19 protein-coding genes are annotated in these 21,504 nt (G+C 73.8%); 9 read left to right on the forward strand and 10 right to left on the reverse strand.

Annotated elements, in window-relative coordinates; all coding sequences use genetic code 11:
• Nucleotides 1-112: 112 nt before the first annotated feature.
• Nucleotides 113-1,849, reverse strand: a complete 1,737-nt coding sequence (locus ACIPSC_RS38390; RefSeq protein ID WP_400834829.1) for an amidase — start codon at nt 1,847-1,849, stop codon at nt 113-115.
• Between the two features lie 218 nt (nt 1,850-2,067).
• On the opposite strand from ACIPSC_RS38390, the gene ACIPSC_RS38395 reads away from it, so the two are divergent.
• Nucleotides 2,068-3,069, forward strand: a complete 1,002-nt coding sequence (locus ACIPSC_RS38395; RefSeq protein WP_400834832.1) for a LacI family DNA-binding transcriptional regulator — start codon at nt 2,068-2,070, stop codon at nt 3,067-3,069.
• A gap of 320 nt (nt 3,070-3,389) precedes the next feature.
• Here the strand turns inward: ACIPSC_RS38395 and tsaD are convergent, their stop codons facing one another.
• Nucleotides 3,390-4,457: a tRNA (adenosine(37)-N6)-threonylcarbamoyltransferase complex transferase subunit TsaD gene (tsaD, locus tag ACIPSC_RS38400; RefSeq protein WP_400834835.1), complete on the reverse strand. Its 1,068-nt coding sequence runs from the start codon at nt 4,455-4,457 to the stop codon at nt 3,390-3,392.
• A 314-nt stretch (nt 4,458-4,771) separates the two neighbouring features.
• Between tsaD and ACIPSC_RS38405 the strand changes: the two genes are divergently transcribed.
• The 4 genes from ACIPSC_RS38405 (at nt 4,772) to ACIPSC_RS38420 (ending at nt 10,386) form a co-directional block, all read left to right on the forward strand.
• Complete coding sequence (locus tag ACIPSC_RS38405; protein WP_400834838.1) at nt 4,772-6,136, forward strand: MFS transporter; 1,365 nt, start codon at nt 4,772-4,774, stop codon at nt 6,134-6,136.
• A 42-nt stretch (nt 6,137-6,178) separates the two neighbouring features.
• Nucleotides 6,179-8,011 carry an asparagine synthase (glutamine-hydrolyzing) gene (gene asnB, locus ACIPSC_RS38410; protein ID WP_400834841.1) on the forward strand — a complete coding sequence of 611 codons (1,833 nt, stop codon included), beginning with the start codon at nt 6,179-6,181 and terminating at the stop codon, nt 8,009-8,011.
• Nucleotides 8,012-8,049: 38 nt separating this feature from the next.
• Entirely contained in the window at nt 8,050-9,321 is a 1,272-nt protein-coding gene (locus ACIPSC_RS38415; RefSeq protein ID WP_400834844.1) for a cytochrome P450, read from the forward strand.
• A 120-nt stretch (nt 9,322-9,441) separates the two neighbouring features.
• On the forward strand, nt 9,442-10,386 hold the full coding sequence (locus ACIPSC_RS38420; RefSeq protein ID WP_400834847.1) for an L-tyrosine/L-tryptophan isonitrile synthase family protein: 945 nt from the start codon (nt 9,442-9,444) through the stop codon (nt 10,384-10,386).
• 61 nt (nt 10,387-10,447) lie between these two features.
• Here ACIPSC_RS38420 and ACIPSC_RS38425 read toward each other — a convergent pair whose 3' ends face one another.
• From ACIPSC_RS38425 to ACIPSC_RS38435, 3 genes are read right to left on the reverse strand one after another with little or no spacing between them, the layout of a single operon-like run.
• On the reverse strand, nt 10,448-11,257 hold the full coding sequence (locus ACIPSC_RS38425; protein WP_400834850.1) for an ABC transporter ATP-binding protein: 810 nt from the start codon (nt 11,255-11,257) through the stop codon (nt 10,448-10,450).
• Entirely contained in the window at nt 11,254-12,318 is a 1,065-nt protein-coding gene (locus ACIPSC_RS38430; protein ID WP_400834853.1) for a FecCD family ABC transporter permease, read from the reverse strand. The genes ACIPSC_RS38425 and ACIPSC_RS38430 overlap by 4 nt, the downstream gene beginning before the upstream one ends.
• A complete protein-coding gene (locus ACIPSC_RS38435; protein WP_400834856.1) occupies nt 12,319-13,416 on the reverse strand; it encodes an ABC transporter substrate-binding protein in 1,098 nt (365 codons plus the stop codon).
• 272 nt (nt 13,417-13,688) lie between these two features.
• On the opposite strand from ACIPSC_RS38435, the gene ACIPSC_RS38440 reads away from it, so the two are divergent.
• Nucleotides 13,689-14,456 (forward strand): DUF1775 domain-containing protein, encoded by a 768-nt coding sequence (locus tag ACIPSC_RS38440; RefSeq protein ID WP_400834859.1) that lies wholly within the window; start codon nt 13,689-13,691, stop codon nt 14,454-14,456.
• A 373-nt stretch (nt 14,457-14,829) separates the two neighbouring features.
• Here the strand turns inward: ACIPSC_RS38440 and ACIPSC_RS38445 are convergent, their stop codons facing one another.
• Complete coding sequence (locus ACIPSC_RS38445) at nt 14,830-15,693, reverse strand: hypothetical protein (protein ID WP_400834862.1); 864 nt, start codon at nt 15,691-15,693, stop codon at nt 14,830-14,832.
• Between the two features lie 319 nt (nt 15,694-16,012).
• Between ACIPSC_RS38445 and ACIPSC_RS38450 the strand changes: the two genes are divergently transcribed.
• The 3 genes from ACIPSC_RS38450 to ACIPSC_RS38460 all read left to right on the forward strand — a co-directional run bounded on the left by ACIPSC_RS38450 (nt 16,013) and on the right by ACIPSC_RS38460 (nt 18,491).
• Nucleotides 16,013-16,360, forward strand: a complete 348-nt coding sequence (locus ACIPSC_RS38450; RefSeq protein ID WP_400834865.1) for a PadR family transcriptional regulator — start codon at nt 16,013-16,015, stop codon at nt 16,358-16,360.
• Nucleotides 16,357-17,334, forward strand: a complete 978-nt coding sequence (locus ACIPSC_RS38455) for a hypothetical protein (RefSeq protein WP_400834868.1) — start codon at nt 16,357-16,359, stop codon at nt 17,332-17,334. Before ACIPSC_RS38450 ends, ACIPSC_RS38455 begins: the two co-directional genes overlap by 4 nt.
• Before the next feature lie 275 nt (nt 17,335-17,609).
• Nucleotides 17,610-18,491: a hypothetical protein gene (locus tag ACIPSC_RS38460; protein ID WP_400834871.1), complete on the forward strand. Its 882-nt coding sequence runs from the start codon at nt 17,610-17,612 to the stop codon at nt 18,489-18,491.
• Between the two features lie 237 nt (nt 18,492-18,728).
• Here ACIPSC_RS38460 and ACIPSC_RS38465 read toward each other — a convergent pair whose 3' ends face one another.
• Genes ACIPSC_RS38465 through ACIPSC_RS38480 form a run of 4 tightly spaced genes read right to left on the reverse strand, consistent with a single transcriptional unit; the run spans nt 18,729 to nt 21,500 of the window.
• The gene (locus ACIPSC_RS38465; RefSeq protein WP_400834874.1) at nt 18,729-19,514 is read right to left on the reverse strand and encodes a cytochrome c biogenesis CcdA family protein; all 786 of its coding nucleotides are present in this window, start codon (nt 19,512-19,514) and stop codon (nt 18,729-18,731) included.
• Entirely contained in the window at nt 19,511-20,110 is a 600-nt protein-coding gene (locus ACIPSC_RS38470; RefSeq protein ID WP_400834877.1) for a TlpA family protein disulfide reductase, read from the reverse strand. Before ACIPSC_RS38470 ends, ACIPSC_RS38465 begins: the two co-directional genes overlap by 4 nt.
• 5 nt (nt 20,111-20,115) lie before the next feature.
• Nucleotides 20,116-20,757: a hypothetical protein gene (locus tag ACIPSC_RS38475; protein ID WP_400834880.1), complete on the reverse strand. Its 642-nt coding sequence runs from the start codon at nt 20,755-20,757 to the stop codon at nt 20,116-20,118.
• Nucleotides 20,754-21,500 carry a thioredoxin family protein gene (locus ACIPSC_RS38480; protein WP_400834883.1) on the reverse strand — a complete coding sequence of 249 codons (747 nt, stop codon included), beginning with the start codon at nt 21,498-21,500 and terminating at the stop codon, nt 20,754-20,756. Before ACIPSC_RS38480 ends, ACIPSC_RS38475 begins: the two co-directional genes overlap by 4 nt.
• Nucleotides 21,501-21,504: the final 4 nt, after the last annotated feature.

Genomic DNA, 21,504 nt, shown 5'->3' on the forward strand with positions numbered 1-21,504 from the left:
GGGGGGGGGGGGGGGGGGGGGCCGGGCGGGGGGGGGGGGGGGGGGGGGGGGGGGGGGGGGGGGGGGGCCGCGCCCCCCCCCCGGCCGGCCCCCCCCCCACGCCCGCGTGTCACTACGCCGACAGTCGGGGAGTGCGCGGCGGCTCCGTCCGGCGGCTGCCCGTCGCCTCGAAGGCTGCGGCGAGGGCCAGCAGGGCGTTGTCGTCGTAGGCGCGGCCGGCGAAGGTCAGCCCGACGGGCATGCCGGTGTCCGTCATCGTGCCCATGGGCACGGTCACGGTCGGGATGCCGAGGTGGCGGGGCGCCAGGTTGCCGTTGGCGACCCAGACGCCGTTGCGCCAGCCGAGGTCGGCGGACGCCTCACAGACGTCCATGTCCGCGGGGCCCACATCGGCGGCGGTGGGGAACACCACCGCGTCGAGGTGAAGGTCGTCCATCCACAGTTCGAGGTCGATCCGGCGCGTCTCCTCCAGCCCGCGCAGTCCCTGTTCGAGGTGCGGCATGTCGGTGAAGGACGCGTACGGGCGCTCGCTCACGAAGCGGGGGTAGTCGTTGATCGTGTCGTCGAAGCCGGCGTAGCGGTCCGGGAGTTCGTCCGGCTGCTTGGGCGGCCAGATGCGGGCGCCGTCGACCTCGGCCAGGGTGGCCAACGCCGGGTCGCCGTTGGCGCGCAGGAAGTCGTCCCACGCCCAGGCGGACAGGTCCTCGATCTCGACAGTGAGGAAGTCACGGCTGACCAGGCCGCGGGTGAACAGCGAGGGCGCGCCGGGGCGGTCCGACTCGTAGTTCGACACGACGGGGAAGTCGACCTCGACCACCTCGGCGCCGGCCGCCTCCAGGTCACGGCGCGCGGCCTCCCACAGGGCGATCACCGAGGGGCGGGTGTCGATCGGCCGGCCGGTCTGGCCGCCGATGCCGCCGTCGGGGTTCGTTCCGGCCTCGGGGTCGGCGTTGATGTACATCCGGGGGACGCCCACGCGCTTGCCGGCGAGCGCGGCGCGTGCGGTCTGCGCGTCGGCGGGTGCGAGCGCCGGGTACGAGGTCGGGCGCACCTGTGACGCCATGGGCAGCGGCACCCACGGCTGCGCGCGCCACAGGTCGCCGCGGGTGTCCGGGTCGTCGGCGACGATGACGTCGAGCAGTTCGAACAGGTCGGCCATGGTGCGGGTGTGCGGGACGACGACGTCCATGGTGGGCACGAGCGGCCAGTTGCCGCGCACCGAGATGACGCCGCGGCTGGGCGTGTAGGCGCACAGTGCGTTGTTGGACGCGGGCGCCCGGCCCGAGGACCAGGTCTCCTCCCCGAGGCCGAAGGCGCCGAACGACGCCGCTGTGGCGGTGCCCGAGCCGTTGGACGAGCCGGAGCCGTAGGCGCTGGTGAGCCAGTCGGCGTTGTACGGGCTCTCCGCCCGGCCGTACACGCCGCGCTGCATTCCGCCGTTGGCCATCGGCGGCATGTTGGTCAGACCGATGAGGACGGCCCCGCCCGCACGCAGTCGCTCGATGGCGAAGGCGTCGCGCTGGGCGACGAGGTGCTCGAACGCCGGCGAGCCGGCGGCCGCCGTCAGGCCCTTCGCGAGGTAGCTGTCCTTCGCGGTGTAGGGGATGCCGTCCAGCGGGCCGAGGGTCTCGCCGCGGGCGCGGCGCGTGTCGGAGGCCTCGGCCTCGGCGCGGGCGTCCGGGTTCATCACGACCATCGCGTTGAGGGCGGTGGCGGTGCCGGGCCGGTCGTACGCCTCGATCCGCGCGAGGTAGGCGTCGAGCAGCCCGACCGCGGTGGTCTCGCCCTTCTCCAGCGCCGCGCGCAGGTCGGCGATACAGGTCTCTACAACATCGAATCCCCGCGTCATGCGGATGTCTCCAGGATCGTCGGGTCGGAGAGTACGAACCGTCGGGCGTCGGCCGATCGCGCCCGGCCGCGCCTCCGGTCGCACTGATCACGTCAGAGGTCGGACGCTCGCTGGAACGTTCCAGCGGGTGCACTCTAAGCATTGCTGGAACGTTCCAGCAAGGGAGGGGAGCGCCGGACCAGGGGATCGGCGCAGGGCTGCGTCTAGACTTCCGGGCTGTGACCAGCCGCTCCGTGACCCTGATCGACGTGGCCCGGGCGGCCGGCGTGTCGAAGAGCACCGCCTCCAATGCGCTCGGGGGTTCCGGCCGGGTGTCCGGGACCACGCGCGAGCGCGTCCTGGATGTGGCCCGGGAGCTCGGCTACCGGCCGAACACCGCGGCGCGCAGCCTGCGCCGGTCCAGCACCGGAGCGATCGGCCTCTACCTGCCGCGCACCGGGACCCGCCTGGACTACTACATGAACCTGGCGTTCGGCGCGGTCGAGCGGGCCAGGGAAGACGGCTTGGACCTCGTCCTCCTGGCCCCCGGCACGGCGTCCGGCGGGGCGCTCTCCTCCCGTGTGGACGGCCTGTTGGTGATCGACCCCGAGGTCGACGACCCGTCCGTCCCGGACTTGCTGGACGCGGGCGTGCCGGTCGTCACCGGCGAGCGCTACCTCGGCGGTGGAGCCGCGCCCAGCGGCGCCGTGGTGTGCGACAACGCCGCCTCGCTCGCTGCCCTGCTGGACCACCTCGCCGAGCGCGGCGCCCGCCGCCCCGCCCTGCTCGTGCCCGGCCCGGGCTCCGACTGGGCCGCCGCGCTGCGGGCGGCCGCCGACGCCTGGAGCCTCCGCGAGGGCGTCGAGGTGGTCGTGCGGACGGTGCCGTTCGCGGCCACCCCGGCCGAGGCCGAGGCCGCCACCGCGGACCTGATCGCCGGTGTTCCGGGCCTGGACGCGGTGGTGTGCGCCCCCGACGGCGCGGTGCCCGGGGTGCTCGCGGCCGCGGCACACGCGAGCCTGGTGGCGGGGACCGACCTGCTGGTGGCCGCGTGCGTGGACGGCGCGGCGGCGCGGGGTTCGAGCCCGCAGGTGACGGCGGTCGACCTGCGGGCCGCGGAGTACGGGCGCGCCTGCGCGGCCCTGCTCGGTGACCTGCTGACGGGGACGGCCGAGCCCGGCGTCGTCCGGCGTCACGACTGGGCGCTGAACGTCCGGGCGTCCACTGCCGGTCGGTGCTGAACCCGGACCGGCGGGTCCGCAGGCCCGGGGTAACGCGCGAAGTGGACCGATGCCGGGCGGTCGACACGTGACCGGCGGACGAGGATGCGAAGCCTGTCGGTGAGGACGGACGGATACCCATGCGTCAGTGATCGCAGGGACATCACGGAACGGCTCCGACCGTTGCTGCCCGGCGGACGGCCGCGTCGGCGCGCGGGTGTCCGCGTCCGGCAGGCTCGTGTCATGGAGGGCGGCGCCGAAGGCCTGTGCGTACACCGAGTGGATGTCCGCCTCCAGGCCGAGCAGCTCGGCACGGTCGAGGCGCCGTGCCGCTGTGGTCGTCATGCGGCGCGCATGCCGGCGAGCGGGGTGAGCGAGGCGTACTCCAGCGGGGCGGAGGGATCGATGGAGAGGTCCATCGGCGCGGGCTCGACGCCGGCGCGTACGAGCAGGTCGCCGACGGCGGCGATCATCGCGCCGTTGTCGGTGCACAGGCGCAGCGACGGCACGCGCAGGGCGATCCCCGCGGCGCTGCAGCGCTGTTCGGTGAGAGCGCGGATGCGGGAGTTGGCGGCGACGCCGCCGACCACGACGAGGGTGTCGATGCCGTGGTCGGTGCAGGCGCGGACGGCCTTGCGGGTGAGGGTGTCGGCGATCGCCTCCTGGAGGGCGGCGGCCGCGTCGGGCACGTGGGGTTCGGTGCCGGCGGCGCGCTGCGCCTCGACCCAGCGGGCGGCGGCGGTCTTGAGGCCGGAGAAGGAGAAGGCGTACGGGGGGTCGTTCGGGCCGCTGAGCGGGCGGGGCAGGCGCACCGAGCGGGGGTCGCCGTCGCGGGCGGCGCGGTCGACGGCGGGCCCTCCCGGGTAGGGCAGGTGGAGGATGCGGGCGACCTTGTCGAAGCACTCGCCGGCCGCGTCGTCCAGGGTGTCGCCGAGGTGGACGATCGGATCGCGGGCGAGGTCGCGCACGAGCAGCAGCGAGGTGTGGCCGCCGGAGACGATGAGCACGATGCAGGGGTCGGGCAGCGGCCCGCCGTCGAGCGTCGCGGCGGCGACGTGCCCGGCCAGGTGGTGCACCCCGTACAGCGGGACGCCGAGGGAGAAGGCGTAGCCCTTGGCCGCCGCCACCCCGACCTGCAGGGCGCCGGAGAGTCCCGGGCCGGTGGTGACTGCGACGGCGCCGACGTCGGCCAGGGTGAGCCCGGCGCGATCCAGCGCCTCGCCGACCACCGGGGCCATCGCGTGGACGTGTGCGCGGGCGGCGATCTCCGGCACCACGCCGCCGTAGCGGGCGTGCTCGTCCATGCTGGACGCCACCGCCTGCCCGAGCAGCCGGCCGCCCCGGACGAGCCCGGCGCCGGTCTCGTCGCAGGAGGACTCGATTCCCAGCACCACCGGTGATCCAACCATCTGTCCGCACCCCTTATTGCCAATCATGTGCAACTGCATTTTATGCGTAATAAGGGTCTGTGGTCTCTCCGGTCACCCGTACGCTCGCTTCCGGCTCCTGATTCGGCTTCGGGCCGGCGGGCGAGATCCCGCCGCGGTGCCGGCCTCCGTCCGGAAGGAATCATGCGAGTGTTCGGAACTTCTCGGGGTTCCGGTCCGACTCGTGTGCCGGGTGCCGTCGCCGACGGTGTCCGGTTCCAGGAGGAAGGACCCAGTGTGCGGTTCGACGGACGTGCTTCGCAGCGGTTCAGACCCGGCGTCACGGGAATCGCCCGGTGAGCGCGCCGACGGCGCACGAGGTGCTGCAGACGGAGGACGACCGTTGGAGCCTGGTCGCGGTGGCCGGGATGCTGTCGTTCGTGGCGATGCTCGACATGAACATCGTCAACATCGCACTCGCCGACATCGCCGACGGCTTCGACATCTCCGCCCCGATCGCCCAGTGGGCCGTCCTGGGCTACCAGCTCCCCCTGGTGGCCCTGCTCCTGCCCGCCGGCCGCTGGCTGGACGCCGTCGGCACCCGGCCCGCCGTGCTGACCGCCGTCGCCGGGTTCGCCTTGGGTAGCGTCGCCGCCGCCGCGGCGCCCTGGGCCGGAGCGCTGATCGTGGCACGGGTGGTCCAGGGGACCTTCGGTGCCCTGCTGTTCGTCCTGATGCCGGTGCTGGCGATGCGCTCGGTGCGGCCACAGCTCCGGGCCCGGGCGATGAGCGTGCCCGCGACACTGGGGCCGCTCGGGGCTGTCACCGGTCCCGCCCTGGGAGGGCTGCTGCTCGACCACCTCGGCTGGCGAGCGATCTTCCTCGTCAAGCTCCCGGTCTGCCTGGCCGCCTGGCTGGTCGCCCGCCGGCACCTCCCCGCCGGGGGCGCCCTGCGTGCACCCGGCCGGACCGAACTCGCCGACGCGAGCCTGATCGCGGGCTCCGTCGCCGCGCTGCTGCTGGGGCTCACCCTGGCGGTCGACGCGGCCGGCGGGCTGTTGCTGGCGGCCCCCGCAGTGCCGTTGGTCCTGTGGTGGCTGCGCCGGGGCGGCGGCCGCCCGGTCGGAGCAGTCCTGCGGGAGAGCCGGACGGCAGGGCTCAACACGGCCGTTCTGGCCGTGGCGGTCGCCTTCGCGGTCGTCCACTACCTGCTCGCCCTGCACCTGCAGCGCGACGAGGCCCAGAGCGCCACCGCCACCGGCCTGACCATCCTCTGCTTCCCCCTCGCCATGGGCATCGGCGGGCCGCTCGGCGGGCGACTGGCCGACCGCTTCGGCGCCCGGCCGACCGCCACGGCCGGGGTCTCGCTGACCGCGCTCGGCTTCCTCCTGCTCGTCCCCCTCGCCGACAGCTGGAGCCTCCCCGACATCGCCTGGCGACTTGCCCTGGCCGGGGCCGGGATGGGCCTCTACGGCGGGCCCACCCAGACCCTCGTGATGACTGCGGCCACCCCGGCGACGACGGCCACTGCCAGCTCCACGGTCCAGCTCGCCCGCAGCCTGGGCTTCACCGTCGGCCCGGCCCTCGCCACAGCCGTCCGGAGCCTCGGGGACGGCGGTACGGCCGGTCTGCACACCGGTCTCGGCCTCGCCGCAGCCTGCGCCTGCCTCGCCGTCGCGCTCATTGCGTTGCACGGCCGCTCCGGCCCCCGCAAACCCTGAACCCGCCCCCTCTTCACCCCTTTCACCGTCAGGAGCACACGCATGTGCGGAATAGCCGGCTGGGTGTCCTTCCACCAGGACGTCCGCCGCAGCGCCCCGGTCATCGAGGCGATGACCGCCACCATGGCCCTGCGCGGCCCCGACGCCGGCGGCGTCTGGCTCGGCCGGAACGCCGCACTCGGCCACCGGCGGCTCGCCGTGATCGACATCGACGGGGGCACCCAGCCCATGGCCGACCGCCCCGACCGGCCGCAGGTGGTCCTCACCTACAGCGGCGAGGTCTACAACCACCACGAACTGCGGGACCGGCTCAGAAGCCGGGGCCACCACTTCGAGACCCGCAGCGACACCGAGGTGGTCCTGCGCGCCTACCTGGAGTGGGGCGACTCCGTGGCCGACCACCTGGAGGGCATGTACGCCTTCGGGATCTGGGACGAGCGCGAACAGCGGCTCCTGCTGGTCCGCGACCGGCTCGGCGTCAAGCCGCTGTTCTGGGCCGCCGTCGACGGCGGGCTGGTCTTCGGCTCCGAGCCCAAGGCGCTGTTCGCCCACCCCGAGATCACCCCCACCGTCGACGCCGACGGCCTGCGAGAGGCCTACAGCCTGCTCTTCAACACCGGTCCCACCGTGTGGGCCGGCGTCCACGAGGTCCACCCCGGCGGCCTGCTCGTCCTCGACCGCGACGGCATCCGCGAGCGCCGCTACTGGGAGCTGACCGCGCGGCCGCACACGGACCGGCTGGAGGCCACCCAGGACCGGGTCGCCGAGCTGGTCGGCCGCGCCGCCAGGTCACAGCTGGAGGCCGACGTCCCGCTCTGCAGCCTGCTCTCCGGCGGCCTCGACTCCACCGTCGTCACCGCCCTCGTCGCCGACGAACTCCGGCGCACCCAGGGCCCCGGAGCGAAGCTCCGCTCCTACGCCGTCGACTACAGCGACCAGGCCGAGCAGTTCACCGGCGACGTGCTGCGCACCGGCCACGACACCCCGTTCGCCACCGAGGCGGGTGCCTTCATCGGTACCGAGCACTCCACCGTCGTCCTCGACCCCCGCACGCTGCTCGACATGGAGAACCGGCGCGCCGTCGTCGTCTCCCGGGACTCCCCGATCGGTGTCGGCGACATGGACACCTCGCTCTACCTGCTGTTCGGCGAGATCCGCAGGCACTCCACGGTCGCGCTGTCCGGGGAGGCGGCGGACGAGGTGTTCGGTGGCTACCCGTGGTTCCACAACCCCGGGGCGCTCGCCGCACAGACCTTCCCCTGGCTGCTCGTCACCGGCGACGACGCCGCCATGCCCCTCGCCCCCGACCTCGCCGCCCACCTGCGCATCCGCGAGTTCCGCGACGACACCTACCGCAGCTCGCTGGCGGCCGTCCCGCACCTGGACGACGAGAGTCCGACCGAGCACCGTCAGCGCGAGATGCAGCACCTCTCGCTCACCCGCTGGCTGCGCCAGCTGCTGCACCGCAAGGACCGGCTGAGCATGGCCCAGGGCCTGGAGGTGCGTGTCCCGTACTGCGACCACCGTCTCGTCGAGTACGCCTTCAACGCGCCCTGGGCGATGAAGAACCACGACGGCAGGGAGAAGAGCCTGCTGCGCGACACCGGCAGCGGGATCGCCCCGGACTCGGTGCTGTGGCGGCCGAAGAACCACTACCCGGCCACCCACCACGCCGACTACAACACCGGCCTCCAGCAGCTCGCCCGGGAGGCCCTCGACGCCCCGCACGTACGCGACATCGCCGACGAGGCGGTCATCAAGGCCACCCTCGACACGCCCGCCGACCAGCTCCAGTGGGGCCACCGGCTCCGCCTGGAACGGGTCGTCGACCTCGCGCTCTGGCTCGACCACCACCGCCCCGCCCTCGCCCTCTGAACCCCGCGACCGCACCACCCCTCCCGGAGGAACCGGACATGACCACCCCCGACCACGCCGAGGGCCGCTGCCCCGTCACCGGCGCCACCGCCGGCGAGCCGATACCGCTGTACGGCGCCGCGTACAAGACCGACCCGTACGACCTCTACCGCCGCATGCGTGACGCCGGCCCCGTTCACCGGGTGCGGTTCCCCTCCGGGATCGCCGCCTGGCTCGTCACCGGCTACGAGGCCGCGCACTCTGCGCTCAACGATCCCCGCCTGGGCAAGAACCACCGCCTGGGCAACGAGAACTGGCGCGCGCTCGCCTCGATCATGCCCGAGCCCCAGCACTCCCAGCTCCAGGTCCACCTGCTGCACCAGGACCCGCCGGAGCACACTCGCATGCGCCGCCTCGTCCTGGACGCCTTCGCCCCGCGGCGCGTGGAGTCCCTCCGGCCGCGCTTCCAGGAGATCGCCGACGCCCTGGTCGACGAACTGCCGACCGAGGGCGGCGCCGACCTGGTCGCCGGCTTCGCCGCGCACTACCCCTTCCGGGTCCTGGCCGAGGTGATCGGCCTGCCCCCGGAGCTCGCCGCCCGCTTCGACCGCGACTGGGGCAAGGTCGTCCAGCCCGTCGGCCCCCAGGACCCGGGCCGCCCCGCCTACGAGGCCAGGCTGCTCGGCCTGCAGACGTACATCGCGGACGTCGTCGCCCACAAACGCGCGCACGGGGAGGACGACCTGCTCTCCCGCCTGGTCGTCGCCAAGGACCGCAAGGAGCTCACCCAGGAGGAACTCGACTCGATGATCTTCCAGCTCCTGGTCGCCGGCCAGGAGCCCGTCACCAACCAGATCACCACCATGCTGATCACCCTGCTCCGCCACCCCGAGCAGCTGGCGCGTCTGCGGGACGAGCCAGCCCTGACGCCCCGGGCGATCGAGGAACTCCTCCGCTACGACAGTGCGTTCGAGCTGACCACCTGGCGGTTCTTCGCGCAGGACAGCGACCTGCACGGCACGCGCATCCCGGCCGGCGACTCCGTCATCGTCTCGCTGTGCGCCGCCAATCGCGACGACGAGCAGTTCCCGGACGCCGACACGCTCGACCTGGAGCGGAGCCCCAACCCGCACCTGGCCTTCGGCCACGGCGTCCACTTCTGCCCCGGCGCCGCCCTCGCCCGCGCCGAGCTCCGGATCGCCGTCTCCACCCTGCTCACCCGGCTGCCCGGGCTGCGGCCCGCGGGTTCCCTGGACGACCTGACCTGGATCCCGGCCGTCCTCGCCCGCGGCGTCAACCAGCTGCCCGTCGCCTACGACAAGCGCGCCTGACCGACCGGCCCCACAGCGCGCCACGGTTCACCCGTCCCGGCGCCCCGGCCCGCTCCCGCCCGCATCGGGGTGGCGCAGGCGCCGGGGCGCCATCCCGCCATGCCCTCACGGAGAAGCCGCATGCCCAGCACCAGTACCACCACGCCCGTGTCCAGAGACGTCCGGCAGACCAGCGCCGCCGTCCTGGAACTGCTTCTGCCCCACCGCCGGGCCACCGACACCGCCGTCCCGGCCACCGTCGAAGACTTCCCCGAACAACTGCGCCAGATAGCCGAGTTCGCCGCCTGTGGCGACCCGATCGTGTTCACCCTGCCAGGCTTCCCCTGCAAGTCGCCCAGCCCCGACAAGGTCCTCGGCCACCTCCCCGACGAGGGCGAACGCCTCTCCCTCACCTTCCTCGACGACCTCTGCCGCGCGGTCGGCGAGGTCTACGAGCCCGGGGCGAGAATGGAGATCTGCTCCGACGGCCACATCTTCGGCGACCTGATCCGCGTGCCCGACCCGCACATCGACGCCTACTCCGACGAACTCGCCGCCGTGATCCGGCGCGAGGGGCTGACCCGGCTGTCCGTCTTCGACCTGCGCGACGTGCTCGGCGACCTCCCGCACGACGAGAAGCGCGCCCGCGTCCACGCCGCCTACGCCCCGACGGTGGAGGAACTGCGTGCCGAGGTGAAGCGCGACGAGCACACCCTCGCTCTCTACTGCGGCATCACCCGCTTCCTCACCGAGGACACCGTCGACTTCACCGGCACCAGATCCGCACTCCAGCGTGAATGCCGGCAGCGCGCCTACGGCGTCATCCAGCGCAGCCGCGCCTGGGGCGACCTCATCGCCGAGCACCACCCCCGAACCGTCCGCCTGTCCATCCACCCGCAGCCGCGGGGCGCCGCCAAGTTCGGCATCCGCCTGCTGGACGCCCCCGACGCCTGGACCACCCCGTGGCACTCGGCCGTGCTGCACCGGGCCGACGGCAGCTGGGAACTGATGCGCCGGGCGGACGCCGAGCGGCAGGGCGCCCTGGTGCTGCGCGACGGCCGGCCCAGCCACTTCGAGGCGTCCTGACCACCTTCGGAAGCGAGGGTGGCCCGGGTTCACGAGGGGAACGGGGCCACCCGCGCCGGCCTCACACGGCGACGGTCGGTTCCTCCGCTGCCGCAGCGGGCAGGGTGTTCCGGTGATCGAAGGCGATCAGCGGATCCCCGGTCAGAGGGTGCTCGACCACGGCGGCCCGCACCCCGAAGACCTCGGCGAGCAGCTCGGGGGTGAGCACCTCCCGGGGCTTCCCGGAGGCGACGAGGGCGCCGTCGTGCAGGACGTGGAGCCGGTCGCAGAGCGAGGCCGCGGCGTTCAGGTCGTGCAGCGAGATCAGGGTGGTGCGGCGCTCGTCGCGCAGGAGGGCGAGCAGCTCCACCTGGTGCTGGACGTCGAGGTGGTTGGTCGGTTCGTCCAGGACCAGGACGTCAGGCTGTTGTGCGAACGCCCGTGCGAGCAGCACCCGTTGGCGTTCGCCGCCGGACAGCTCCGCGAACCGGCGTTCCGCGTACGTCTGGAGACCGACCCGCTCCAGTGCGTCGGCCACCGTCGCGCGGTCGTGCTCGTCGTCCCCCGCGAAGGCGCGCTTGAACGGGGTCCGGCCCATCGCGACGACCTCGCGGACGGTGAACTCGAAGTCCGAGCCGCGCTCCTGGGGCAGCGCAGCGATGTGCCGGGCCGCCTCGGCCGGTGCCATGGACCGGACGTCCCGGCCGGCCAGTCGCACCAGCCCGGCGTTCGGACGCAGATGCCGGTAGACGGTGCGCAGCAGAGTGGACTTGCCGCTGCCGTTCGGTCCGACGAGACCGGCGATCTCGCCCTCGGCGGCGATCAGGCCGACGTCGGAGAGGACGTCGCGCCCGCCGAGGGTGACGGTGATGTGCTCGACGGTGATTCTCATCCGCGCTCCAGCCGGCGGTCGACGAGGTACAGCAGGACGGGGGCGCCGATGACCGCGGTGACGACGCCGATCGGCAGTTCCTGGGTGTCCAGGGCGGTGCGGGCCACGATGTCGACGGCGACCAGCAGGACGGCGCCGGTGAGGGCGGAGAGCGGCAGCAGCCGGCGGTGGTCGCCGCCGACGACGAGCCGGCACACGTGCGGGACCAGCAGGCCGACGAAGCCGATCGCGCCGGAGACCGCGACCAGGACGCCGGTGAGCAGGCTGGTGACGGCGAACAGCTCGCGGCGCAGCCGGGCGGTGTCCACGCCGAGGCCGGCGGCGGTCTCGTCGCCCATCAGCAGGGCGTTGAGGTGCCGGGCGCGGCCCTGGAGGGCCAGCCAGCCCAGGGCGACGGCGGCGGCCGGGACGGCGAGTTGGTCCCAGGTGGCGGCGCCGAGGCTGCCCATCAGCCAGAACAGCACCCCGCGGGTCTGCTGCTCGTCGCCGGCCTGGAGCACCAGGAAGCTGGTGAAGCCGGAAAGGAACTGCCCGATGGCCACTCCGGCGAGGACCAGGCGCATCGGGGCGAAGCCGCCTCCGCGCCGGGCGGTCGCCCAGACCAGGGCGAAGGAGGCCAGAGCACCGGCGAAGGCGGCGGCCGAGACACCGAAGCCGAACGCGAATCCGGTGCCGGCGCCGAGGATGATCACGGCGACGGCGCCGAGGGAGGCGCCGGAGGAGATGCCGAGCAGGTAGGGGTCGGCGAGCGGGTTGCGGACCAGGGCCTGGACGGCGGTGCCGACGAGCCCGAGCCCGGCGCCGACGACCGCGGCCAGCAGGGCACGTGGCGCGCGCAGCTGCCAGACGATCAGGTCCCGGGTGCCGGCCTCCGGTGCCGAGCCGGTGAGCCGGTGTCCGACGACCGTCCACACCTCCTGGACGGGGATGTCCACGGAGCCGAGGGACACGGCCAGGGTGAGGGCGAGGACCAGGGTGACGGAGAGCGCGGACGCGACGAGGCCGGCCCGCGCGGTGCGCGCGGGCCGGCGGCCGGTCGCCGCAGTGGCGGCGGTGGTCATCTACTGGGCGTCCTTGACCTGGTCCGGGAAGAGGGCGTGGGCGATCCGCTGGACGGTGTCGGCGTTGCGGGTGCCGGGGATGGTGGTCACCTCGGAACCGATGCGCACGAAGTGACCTTCCTGGACGGCCTTGAGCCCCTTGGTGGCGGGGAAGTCGCGCAGGAACTTCTCCGCCTCGTCGAAGGCCTTCCTGTTCTCGGCCTCGCTGCCCCGGTCGCGCACGCCGAGCTGGATCCAGTCCGGGTTCTTGGCGACGACGTCCTCCCAGGAGACGGGCTTGAAATCACCGTCGAGGTCGCCGAACACGTTGCGCGCGCCGGCCAGGGTGATCACCGCATTGGCCACCTGCCGGTTGCCCACCGCCATCGGCTGCTTGGTGCCCGCGTCGAAGTCGAAGAAGAAGTAGCCGGGGCGCTTGTCGGGCGCCACGCCCGCCAGCGCGGTCTTCACGGCGCCGACCTTCTCTTCCATGCCCGCGACGAGCGCATCGGCCCCGGCCGAGGTCCCGGTGACCTGGCCGAGGCTCCTGATGTCGCCCTCGACGCCGGTCAGGTCCTGCACCGCGGCCGGTGCCGTCGCCGCGCAGGAGGTGGAACGCAGGAAGACCCGCTTGATCCCGGCGGCCTGGTACTCCTGGGCAGTCGGGGCGGTGCCCATGCCGCCGCCCATGCCGCCCATGTCGGCGAAGGTCTCCACGTACAGGTCCGCGCCGGAGCCGAGCAGCTTCTCCTTGGGGATCACCATGTCGCCCAGGACCGGGACCTTGGCGCCGGCGTCCGCGATGTCCGCGGGCAGCGTGCCCTTGCCGGGCGGGAAGCCCGTCCCGATGACCCGGTCGCCCGCACCGAGCTTCAGCAGCATCTCCAGGCTGGAGGCGTTGCTGGTGACGATCTTCTTCGGGGCGGAGTCGAAGACCGTCTCCTTCCCGGCACAGTCCGTGGCCTTGACCGGGAAGGCCGCGGCGGAGGAGGTCCCACCGCCCGGCGCGGCGGCCGTGGCAGTGCCGGTGTCGGCGGACTTGGCACCCCCACTGCTGCCGCAGCCCGTCACGAGCAGGGCGACGGCGGCAGCCAGGCCGCACAACACACGAGAACGCATGGAACTCTCCTGGGAAGATCCGAGTGCAGGGCCCGGCCGTGTGCGGACCCGGTTCCGGTAGTCGGTTCGCGCAGCAGGAAAGTTCCGACGCATTGCCGAAATCATTCTCCCGCCCGGCAGGGCACCCGCGGTCGGGGGATCGTGTGCACGCGTCTCTTCGCGGAGGTCATGAGCCCAAGGGCGGATCGTGCATGATGGACGCCGCTCCTCCGCCCTGACCGCCGCCGGCCCTGCACGACGCGAGGTCGGCTTCTCCCACGGAGTGCCTCCCGATGACCACATCCCGCCTGCTCGGCCGGGCCGTCACCGTCACCGCGGTCGTGGCCGGCTCCCTCGCCCTGACGGTGCCCGCATTTGCCCACGTCGAGGTCGAGTCGGAAGGTGCTCAGGCGCTGGCGGCCAACGCCACGATCACCTTCACCGCCGAGGCCGAGTCGAAGAGTGCCGGCCTCGCCAAGTTCCAGGTCGTCCTTCCCGAGGGCATCGCCCCCGCGGACGTGGCGCTCGCAGAGGCGCCCCAGGGCTGGTCCCTCGCCGCCACCGGCGATGGTTACACGGTCGGAGGCCCGGCGCTCGCTCCCGGCAAGGACGCGGTCTACAAGATCACTGTCCGGCAGTTGCCCAATGCCGAGGAGCTGGTCTTCAAGACGCTGGAGACCTACAGCGACGGTGAACTGGTCCGCTGGATCGAGCTCCCACACGGCGCTGTCGAGCCCGAGCACCCCGCGCCCGTCCTCAAGCTGGCCGCCGCCGCGCCGGGAGCCGTCGCGATCACCCCGTCCGCCGCGCCCACCACCGCCTCGCCGTCCGCGGCCTCGCCGACCACCGCCTCGCCGACCGCGTCGGCCGCCGCACCCGCGCAGACCAGCCCCGCTGTGGCTCCCAGCGTGACCGCCTCGGCCGGCCCGGCCGCTGCCGCTGCCGCGAAGAGCGACGACTCCTCCTCGGCCGTGCCCATCGCCATCGGCGCCGCTGCCGTGGTCGCGCTCGCCGCCGGCGGCACCTGGTGGTGGCGCCGAAAGCAGTCCGCGGGCCGCTGACCTGGCGGTCCTCCGAGCCCCCGTACAGCGCGAGGTGTCCGGACACGGCAGGTCACGGCAGGTCAGGTCCTGGGTCGGGATGCCGGCGCCGAGGGACGAGGTCTCCCGCTCCGGGCCTCGATTTCGGCAGTTGCCGACACAGGCCCGAGGGGCCCTCGAATATCGGTCTTCGAGGGCCCACAGGTCACAGGAGACACGGCTGGTGTCCGAGCGCGGCGCAGGAGCATGAACGTCAGCGCGGCCGTCCCGCCGAGGGTGGCCCGGAGCGAGCGGGGCCATTCGCCACCGCGTGCGTCGGGCCTCCGGGGTGCCGTGTCTGCCGTTCCCCGCCCGGTGGGCTGGGAGCGCCGGGCGGGGAGGAGGCCTTCATGGGTCAGTCAGCCGCCGTGTACAGGCCGCGGCCGGTGCGCTTGACCTGCGAGTTGCCGGCGAGGCGCTCCAGCCTCGTGCGTACCGCGTCCACGGCGCCGGTCGTGTCGGTGAGCCCGAGGCGGTCCGTCACCTCTCCGGCGCGCAAGGGCTGCTCGGCCTGCCGGAGAACGGCGAGCACGCTCTCGGTGTCGGTCAGCCGCCGACGCCGCTTCGGCGGCTCCTGCGCCGCCTGGTCGGCGGCCGGTGTCGTCTTCGCCCGGGTGGACTTCTTCGCCGCGGCCGGGGTCTTGGCCTTCGTGGCCGTGGCCGCCGTCATCCCCCGCGCCGGTGCCACGCCCGTACCCGTGGTGGTCCTGGCCGCTCGCCGCGGCGCGGTCTTCTTCACGGCCGCGGCCGGCGCCTGGCCCGCGTCTTGCTCGGGTCCGCCCGCAGTGCCCGCCTCGGCGGACTTCTTGGCCGCCCGGCCCCTCCCCGGGGCCGTCTTCCGCGGGGCCGTCTTCCTCGCCGCCGCCTGCTTCGCCGCCGCCTTCTTCGCACGGGCGGCGGTGGGGGCGGGGGCCTGGCCGACTGCCTCGGCGGCGCCGGCCTCGGCCGGTTCCGGGGCTTCGTTCGTTCCGGTGGGCACCTCGTCGGCGGGCGGTACCGGAGCGGGAGCGTGCGCTTGTTCCCCTTCGCCGAGCGGCGCGTCCGACAGGACGGCCAGGCCCTCGAGCACGGACACCATCGCGTTCTCCTGCGCGATGACGGCCGCAAGCTCCTCCTCGAGCCTGGTGCGCTGCTCCCGCACGGCCGGCAGCCGCGCCTCGACGAGTGCCCGGGTCGATCCCACACCACTGTCCGCGCCGAACGTGCGTCCGTTTCCCACAAGCACTCTCCTGGCGTCAATTGTTGCCCGTGCCCTCGAATTTACGGCGCCCGGACAGGACCCGCCCGGCGAAACCGTGAATCCGACCGTTGAGCCGGCCGGTGTTCGTCGCTCCGTCCTGGGCGGAGCACTGTGTTGATGTCTCGGAAAGCCGCATTCCCGAGGACGGCAGCCCTCGTAGCTGCCGGGAGCCCGCCGGCCGGCAGGACACGGGTTCCTCCGGAAGGCGCTGCCCACGGCCCGGGCGGACGACAGGTGACGTCACCCCACCTATCGTCCGACCATCGACATATTGCGATGATCGCTCTAAGCTCCGTGCATGACCGACCGTCAGTTACAGGAGCCGACCAGGCTCGTGCTCACCGCACTGGCCGACGCCCCCCGGCACGGCTACGCGATCATCCAAGAGGTACTCGCCATCTCGGGCGGCCACAGCCGCCTGAGCACCGGCACGCTCTACACCGCGCTCGACCGGCTGCTCCAGCAGGGCCTGGTGCGGATCGAGAGCGAGGAGGTGGTCGGCGGACGACTGCGCCGCACGTTCGCCCTCACCGGCCAGGGGCAGGACACGCTGGTGCAGGAGGCCAAGCGCCTGCGGGCCGCCGCCACCGAGGCCGAACGCCGGCTGGGCGCCTTCCGTCCGCGACCCGAGGGGGCGACCTCGTGAACGACGTCACGACCGGCCACGACGCCCCGCGGGCGGCCCGCCTGCTGATCGGCCTCTACCCCGCCCGGTACCGCTCCGCGCACGGCGACGACATCCACGCCACCTTCGCCGAGGCCACCGAGGGCCGGACACGCATTGCGGTGCTCCGGGAGTACCGCGACCTCGCCACCCACGCCCTGCGGCTGCGGTTACGGATCGGCCCCACGGACCCGGCCGGTCGCGTGCTGGCCGGAGCGGCACCGGTCGCGCTCGCGCTCGCGGCCGGCTGCGCCCTGTACTTCCTGCTGCCCGGGCTGCGCGAGCTGGTCCACCGGATCCGGTACCCCTACCCCGACCTCGGCCTCGGCCACGCGGTGCTGGTCGCGGTCCTCCAGCTGGCCGGCACCGTGCCGTGGCTGCTCGCCCTCGGGATCGCCGTGACCGGCCGCTGGCGGGCCGCCCGGATCACGGGCGTGGCAGCCGCCCTCCTCAGTGCCGGCGTGCAGGCCCTCGGCGGGCTGTACCCGTATTCGGCGGGTCAGTTGGCGGGCATGGCACTGGTCGGCGCACTGGTGCTGCTCGCACCGGCCGGACTGGTAGACGTCACCCAGCGGGGCCGTTGGGAGATGGCCGCACTCGCGCTCGCCGTCGCGCTCCCCGTGATCGCGGCCGACCGGTACACGGCGCAGTACCTGCCGCTGCCGATGCTGGGCCTGCTGCCGATCTGGCTCGGCACCGTGACGGCACCGGCCCTTCTGGGCCGACTGGCCGGCCGGCGGAGGGACCCGCTCCGAGCCGTGGGCGTCGGGCTCGGGACACTGCCCTGGCTGATGCCCATGACGGCCGTGGCCGCCTTCGACCCGCCCGCACGTCTGCGCCCGCTGCTCGAATACGCCGGAGCCTGTGTGGCCCCGCTCGGCGTGGCCCTGGCGGTGGCCGGAGCGGTCCAGCTCGCCCGGCGGGTCCGGGCGACCGACCCGTCCGACCCGGCCTGACCTCGGCCCGGTGTGCGCGGGCTCCCCGGGCCCGCGCACCCCGGGCCTGCGCGCTCCGGGGCCCGCGCGGCCCGGCGGCGGGCTTGCCGCCCCCGGCTCAGGTCCGTTTGCTGCCGTACTGGTATGCCTGGGCCGGCATGCGCGTGCGCGAGACGGCGGCCGGCAGCACCCGGGTCGAGGGCTGCCGATTTGAGCCGACGGGCGCCGGGCTGAACCAGATGCGTCTGTGCGGCGTCTTCTGAGCCAGCACGCAGTCTGATCAAGGATGGCCCACCGTGAAGATCCACCCCGTTACCGCCCTGTACCCGCCGCTCGGGCCCGACGAGCTTCTTGACCTTGCCGAGGACATCGAGACCAACGGCCAGGCCGAGCCCATCGTCCTTGACGCGGACGGCATGCTCCTGGACGGTCGGGGCCGGGTCGCCGCCTGTGAACTGGCCGATGTCGAGCCCCGCTTCACCACGTACCGGGGTGACGCCCCGTTCAGCCTGATCGTCTCCGCCAACCGCCACCGCCCGAACACCACCCCGGGCCAGCGCGCCATGATCACTGCCATGGGGCGGTCGCTCTCCCAACACGCTCTTCCCACCGACACCATCCGCTGCGGTATCAACCTCACCCGCCTCTCCATCGCCACCACCGTGCTCGAACACGCCCCCGACCTCGCCGAACAAGTCCGCACCGCCACCCTCTCCCTGAACGCCGCCCACAAGGCCGCCCGCAGACGCAAGGCCGATGCCAAGGCCGTCCTGGCCCAGCACGCACAGCTGCGCGGGGACGCTCCCGACCTCGTCGAACAGGTCATCGCCGGTCGTCTCACCCTCACCGAGGCGACCGCGGCACTCGACGTCCGACGCGAGGAGGAACTGCGAAAGCATGTCGAGGGGGTCGATGCCGGCCCCGCCGACAACGGCACGAACTGGCGCCACGCCCACCGGCAGGTCGAACAGTTCTTCACCCAGCGGCACGAAGCCGCCCGCGACACCCGGCGCAGCCTGGCGGGTATCGCCGAGGTCTGGAACGCCGTTCAGAGTCTCGCCCACCACTCCCGGAACCCGCAGGCCCGGGAGATCCTCAAGGGCCTCACCGGCCCCGCCCGCGACCTCGCCAACCGCCTCATCGCCCACGAAGCCGGCCTCGCGGTAAGCGGCATCTGACGCCGTGCTCCGTCGTCCTGACGCTCCGGGTCACCCGGGTGGGGCGGCTGCTCGTTGCTCCACGGATGGGACGGCCGGGGAAAGGTCACGGCTCTCGTCCTCGAAGTCTCCTCAGCCACCTCGTCCTGCCGGCGGGCCACCTGAATCCTCGGGGTGGCCCGCCGGCTCGTCGTCACTGGGCGGTATGGGATGCGGGGCAGAGCCTGTGGCGGGTGATGCCGGCGTAGTGGAGGCCGGTCAGGTCGAGGTCTCCAGGGCGACGGCCCATTGCTGGAGTTGGCCGACGAGGTGGTCCCACAGGCCGGTGACGAGGAGGAGGCCGACGGTGACCAGGAGGCCGCCGCCGATCCGGGTCACCCAGACGTAGTGCCGCTTGACCCGGGCGAAGGCGCCGAGGGCGCGGCGGAAGGCCAGGGCGGCGAGGACGAACGGGAGTCCGAGGCCGAGGCAGTAGGCGGTCATCAGCAGGGCGCCGCGGCCGGCGCTGGCCTGGTTCCAGGCGAGGGCCTGGACGGCGCCGAGTGTGGGGCCGATGCAGGGGGTCCAGCCGAGGCCGAAGACGAAGCCGAGCAGGGGTGCGCCGGCCAGTCCGACGACGGGCCTGCGGTGGGTGCGCAGCTCGCGTTGGGTGAGGCCGGGCAGGAAGCCGAGGAAGGCCAGGCCCATGGCGACGGTGAACAGGCCGAGCACGGTGGTGATGGTCTCGCGGTACTCCTGGAGGGTGTTGCCGAAGTACCCGAACAGGGCTCCGCCGGAGACGAAGACCGCGCTGAAGCCGAGGACGAACAGCAGCGATCCGGCGAGCATCCGGCCGCGCCGGCGGGCGGTGGTGTCGGCGAGGTCGGCGGCGGAGAACCCGGTGACGTAGCTGAGGTAGCCGGGCACCAGGGGCAGGACGCAGGGCGAGAAGAAGGAGATCAGGCCGCCCGCGACGGCCACCGGGACGGCGAGCAGCAGGGTGCCGTGGGCGAGGGCGGCTCCGGGGTCCAGGGCCAGCCGGACCGGTGCGGTGGTCGGGGTCATGGGGTGGCGGCCTCCGCGGTGATCGGGTCGAGGACGGCCCGCAGTTGTCCGGGGGTCACCGGGGCGGTGACGGCGGCGGCGATCCGGCCCGCGCGGTCGATGACCAGGGTGGCGGGCAGGGCCTGGACGTTGACGGTCTGCGGCGGGAGGGTGCGGACCAGGGCACCCTTGGGGTCGTACAGGCTGGGGTAGGTGAGGCCGTGGTCGCGGACGAAGGTGCGGGCGGGGCCTGGCTGCGGGTCCCTGGTGTCGATGCCGAGGAAGCGCACGCCCTGGGCCTCGGTCTCGGCGTGGACGCGCTGGAGGCCGTCGGCCTCGGCGCGGCAGGGGCCGCACCAGGAGCCCCAGATGTTGAGCACCACGACGTGGCCGCGCAGCGCGACGAGGCTCTGCGGGGTGCCGTCCAGGTCCTCGCCGGCGAGGTCGGGGGCGGGGCGGCGTTCGGCGGCCGCGAAGGTGAGGACGGGTGCGCCGGTGGCGGGCGCCGCCGCCGAGCCCTGCTGGAGGGCGTCGGCGGCGGCGCAGCCGGTGGCGGACAGCAGCGCCGCGGCGAGCAGGGCGGCCTTGGCGAGGGCGGCCCGGGGGCGGGGAGGCACGGGGTTCACCTCGGGGTGGCGGTCGGGGCGGGGCCGGAACCGGTGGCGGTGACAGGCGCGGCGGTGGGCCCGGTGGGGGTGATGGTCAGCGGGACGGGGTGGTCGGCGACGGGCAGCAGGCAGCCGTCGGTCTCGCTGCAGGCGGCGTAGCCGATGTGGACGGCGGCCGACCCGGTGCCGGAGGCGCGGACCGGGAGGGTGGCCGTGACGGGTCCGTCGGGGTAGACGGGGACCGTTCCGGTGACACCCTCCAGGGCGAGCCGGCGGACGGGTGCGGTGACGGCGAGCGGGGCGGTGGTGCCGAGGGCGCCGTCGGTACGGGCCGTGGTGGGCCGGCCGACGCCGTCCACGCCGTCCGGGGGGAGGTCGGTGGCGTAGAGGTGGAAGCCGGCTTCCACGGGGGCGAAGGAGAGTTCGAGGGTTCCGGCGCCGTCGTGCCAGTCGTGGAGGGCGACGGTGACGGTGACACCGTTCTCCTCGAAGTGGCCGAGGAGGGCGGCGGCGGCCGTCACCCGCTCGCTGCCGGCGGTGCCGTTGGTGGTGGTGCCGTTGGCGCCGCCCGTGGGGCCGCCGGCCGCGCAGCCGGCGGCGGGGAGGGCGAGCAGGGCGGCGATCAGGGCCGCGGCGGGGCGGCGGCGGGGGCTCACGGGGCCCACTTCTTGAGGAAGGAGGTGAAGCCGCTGGTGTTCAGGGAGGGCAGGCCGGCGGTGTTGGTGTCGGTGCGGACGGTGCCGTCGGGGGTGACCACGATCAGCACGGGCATCTTGTAACTGCCCTGGGAGTCGTACTTCTTGAGGAGGTTGAAGTTGGTGGTGCTGTGCCCGCCGATGTCGACCTGGACCAGGTGGTAGGAGGCGTTGAGGACGCTCTGCACCTGGCTGTCGCCGAGGGTCTTGTCGAGGGCCTTGCAGTTGCCGCACCAGGTGGCGCCGAAGTCGAGCAGGACGTTCTTGCCGTCGGACTTGGCCTGCCGGACGGCAGCGTCCACGGCGGCGGGGGAATCTGCGGTGGCGTTGTAGCCGATGGCGATCGGGCCGCCGCCGGCGGCGGGCTTGGTCGGGGCGGCGGTGGTGGCGGTGGCCGCCTTGGCCGATGCCGTGGCCGAGGCCTTCGCGGTGGCCGACGGTCGGGCGGTGGACGCGCTCGGCGCCGGGGTCGGGCCGACGGAGGCGCTGGGCGTCGGGGTCGCGGTCTCCGGGGCCGGGGTGGTGGGGGTTCCGGTCTCCGGCGGGGCGGTGACGACGTTGACCGGCTCGGGCAGCGCGGCGGCATCGGAGGCCGTGACGGCGGCGGCCGCGGGGGCGGCGTCGGCGCCGGAGCCGGTCGGGCCGCAGGCGGTGAGAGCGGCCGCGGCGGTGGCGAGGGTGAGGGCAAGGGCTTGACGGCGCAAGGGA

The organism is Kitasatospora sp. NPDC090091, from assembly GCF_044747365.1.
Classification (GTDB): domain Bacteria; phylum Actinomycetota; class Actinomycetes; order Streptomycetales; family Streptomycetaceae; genus Kitasatospora.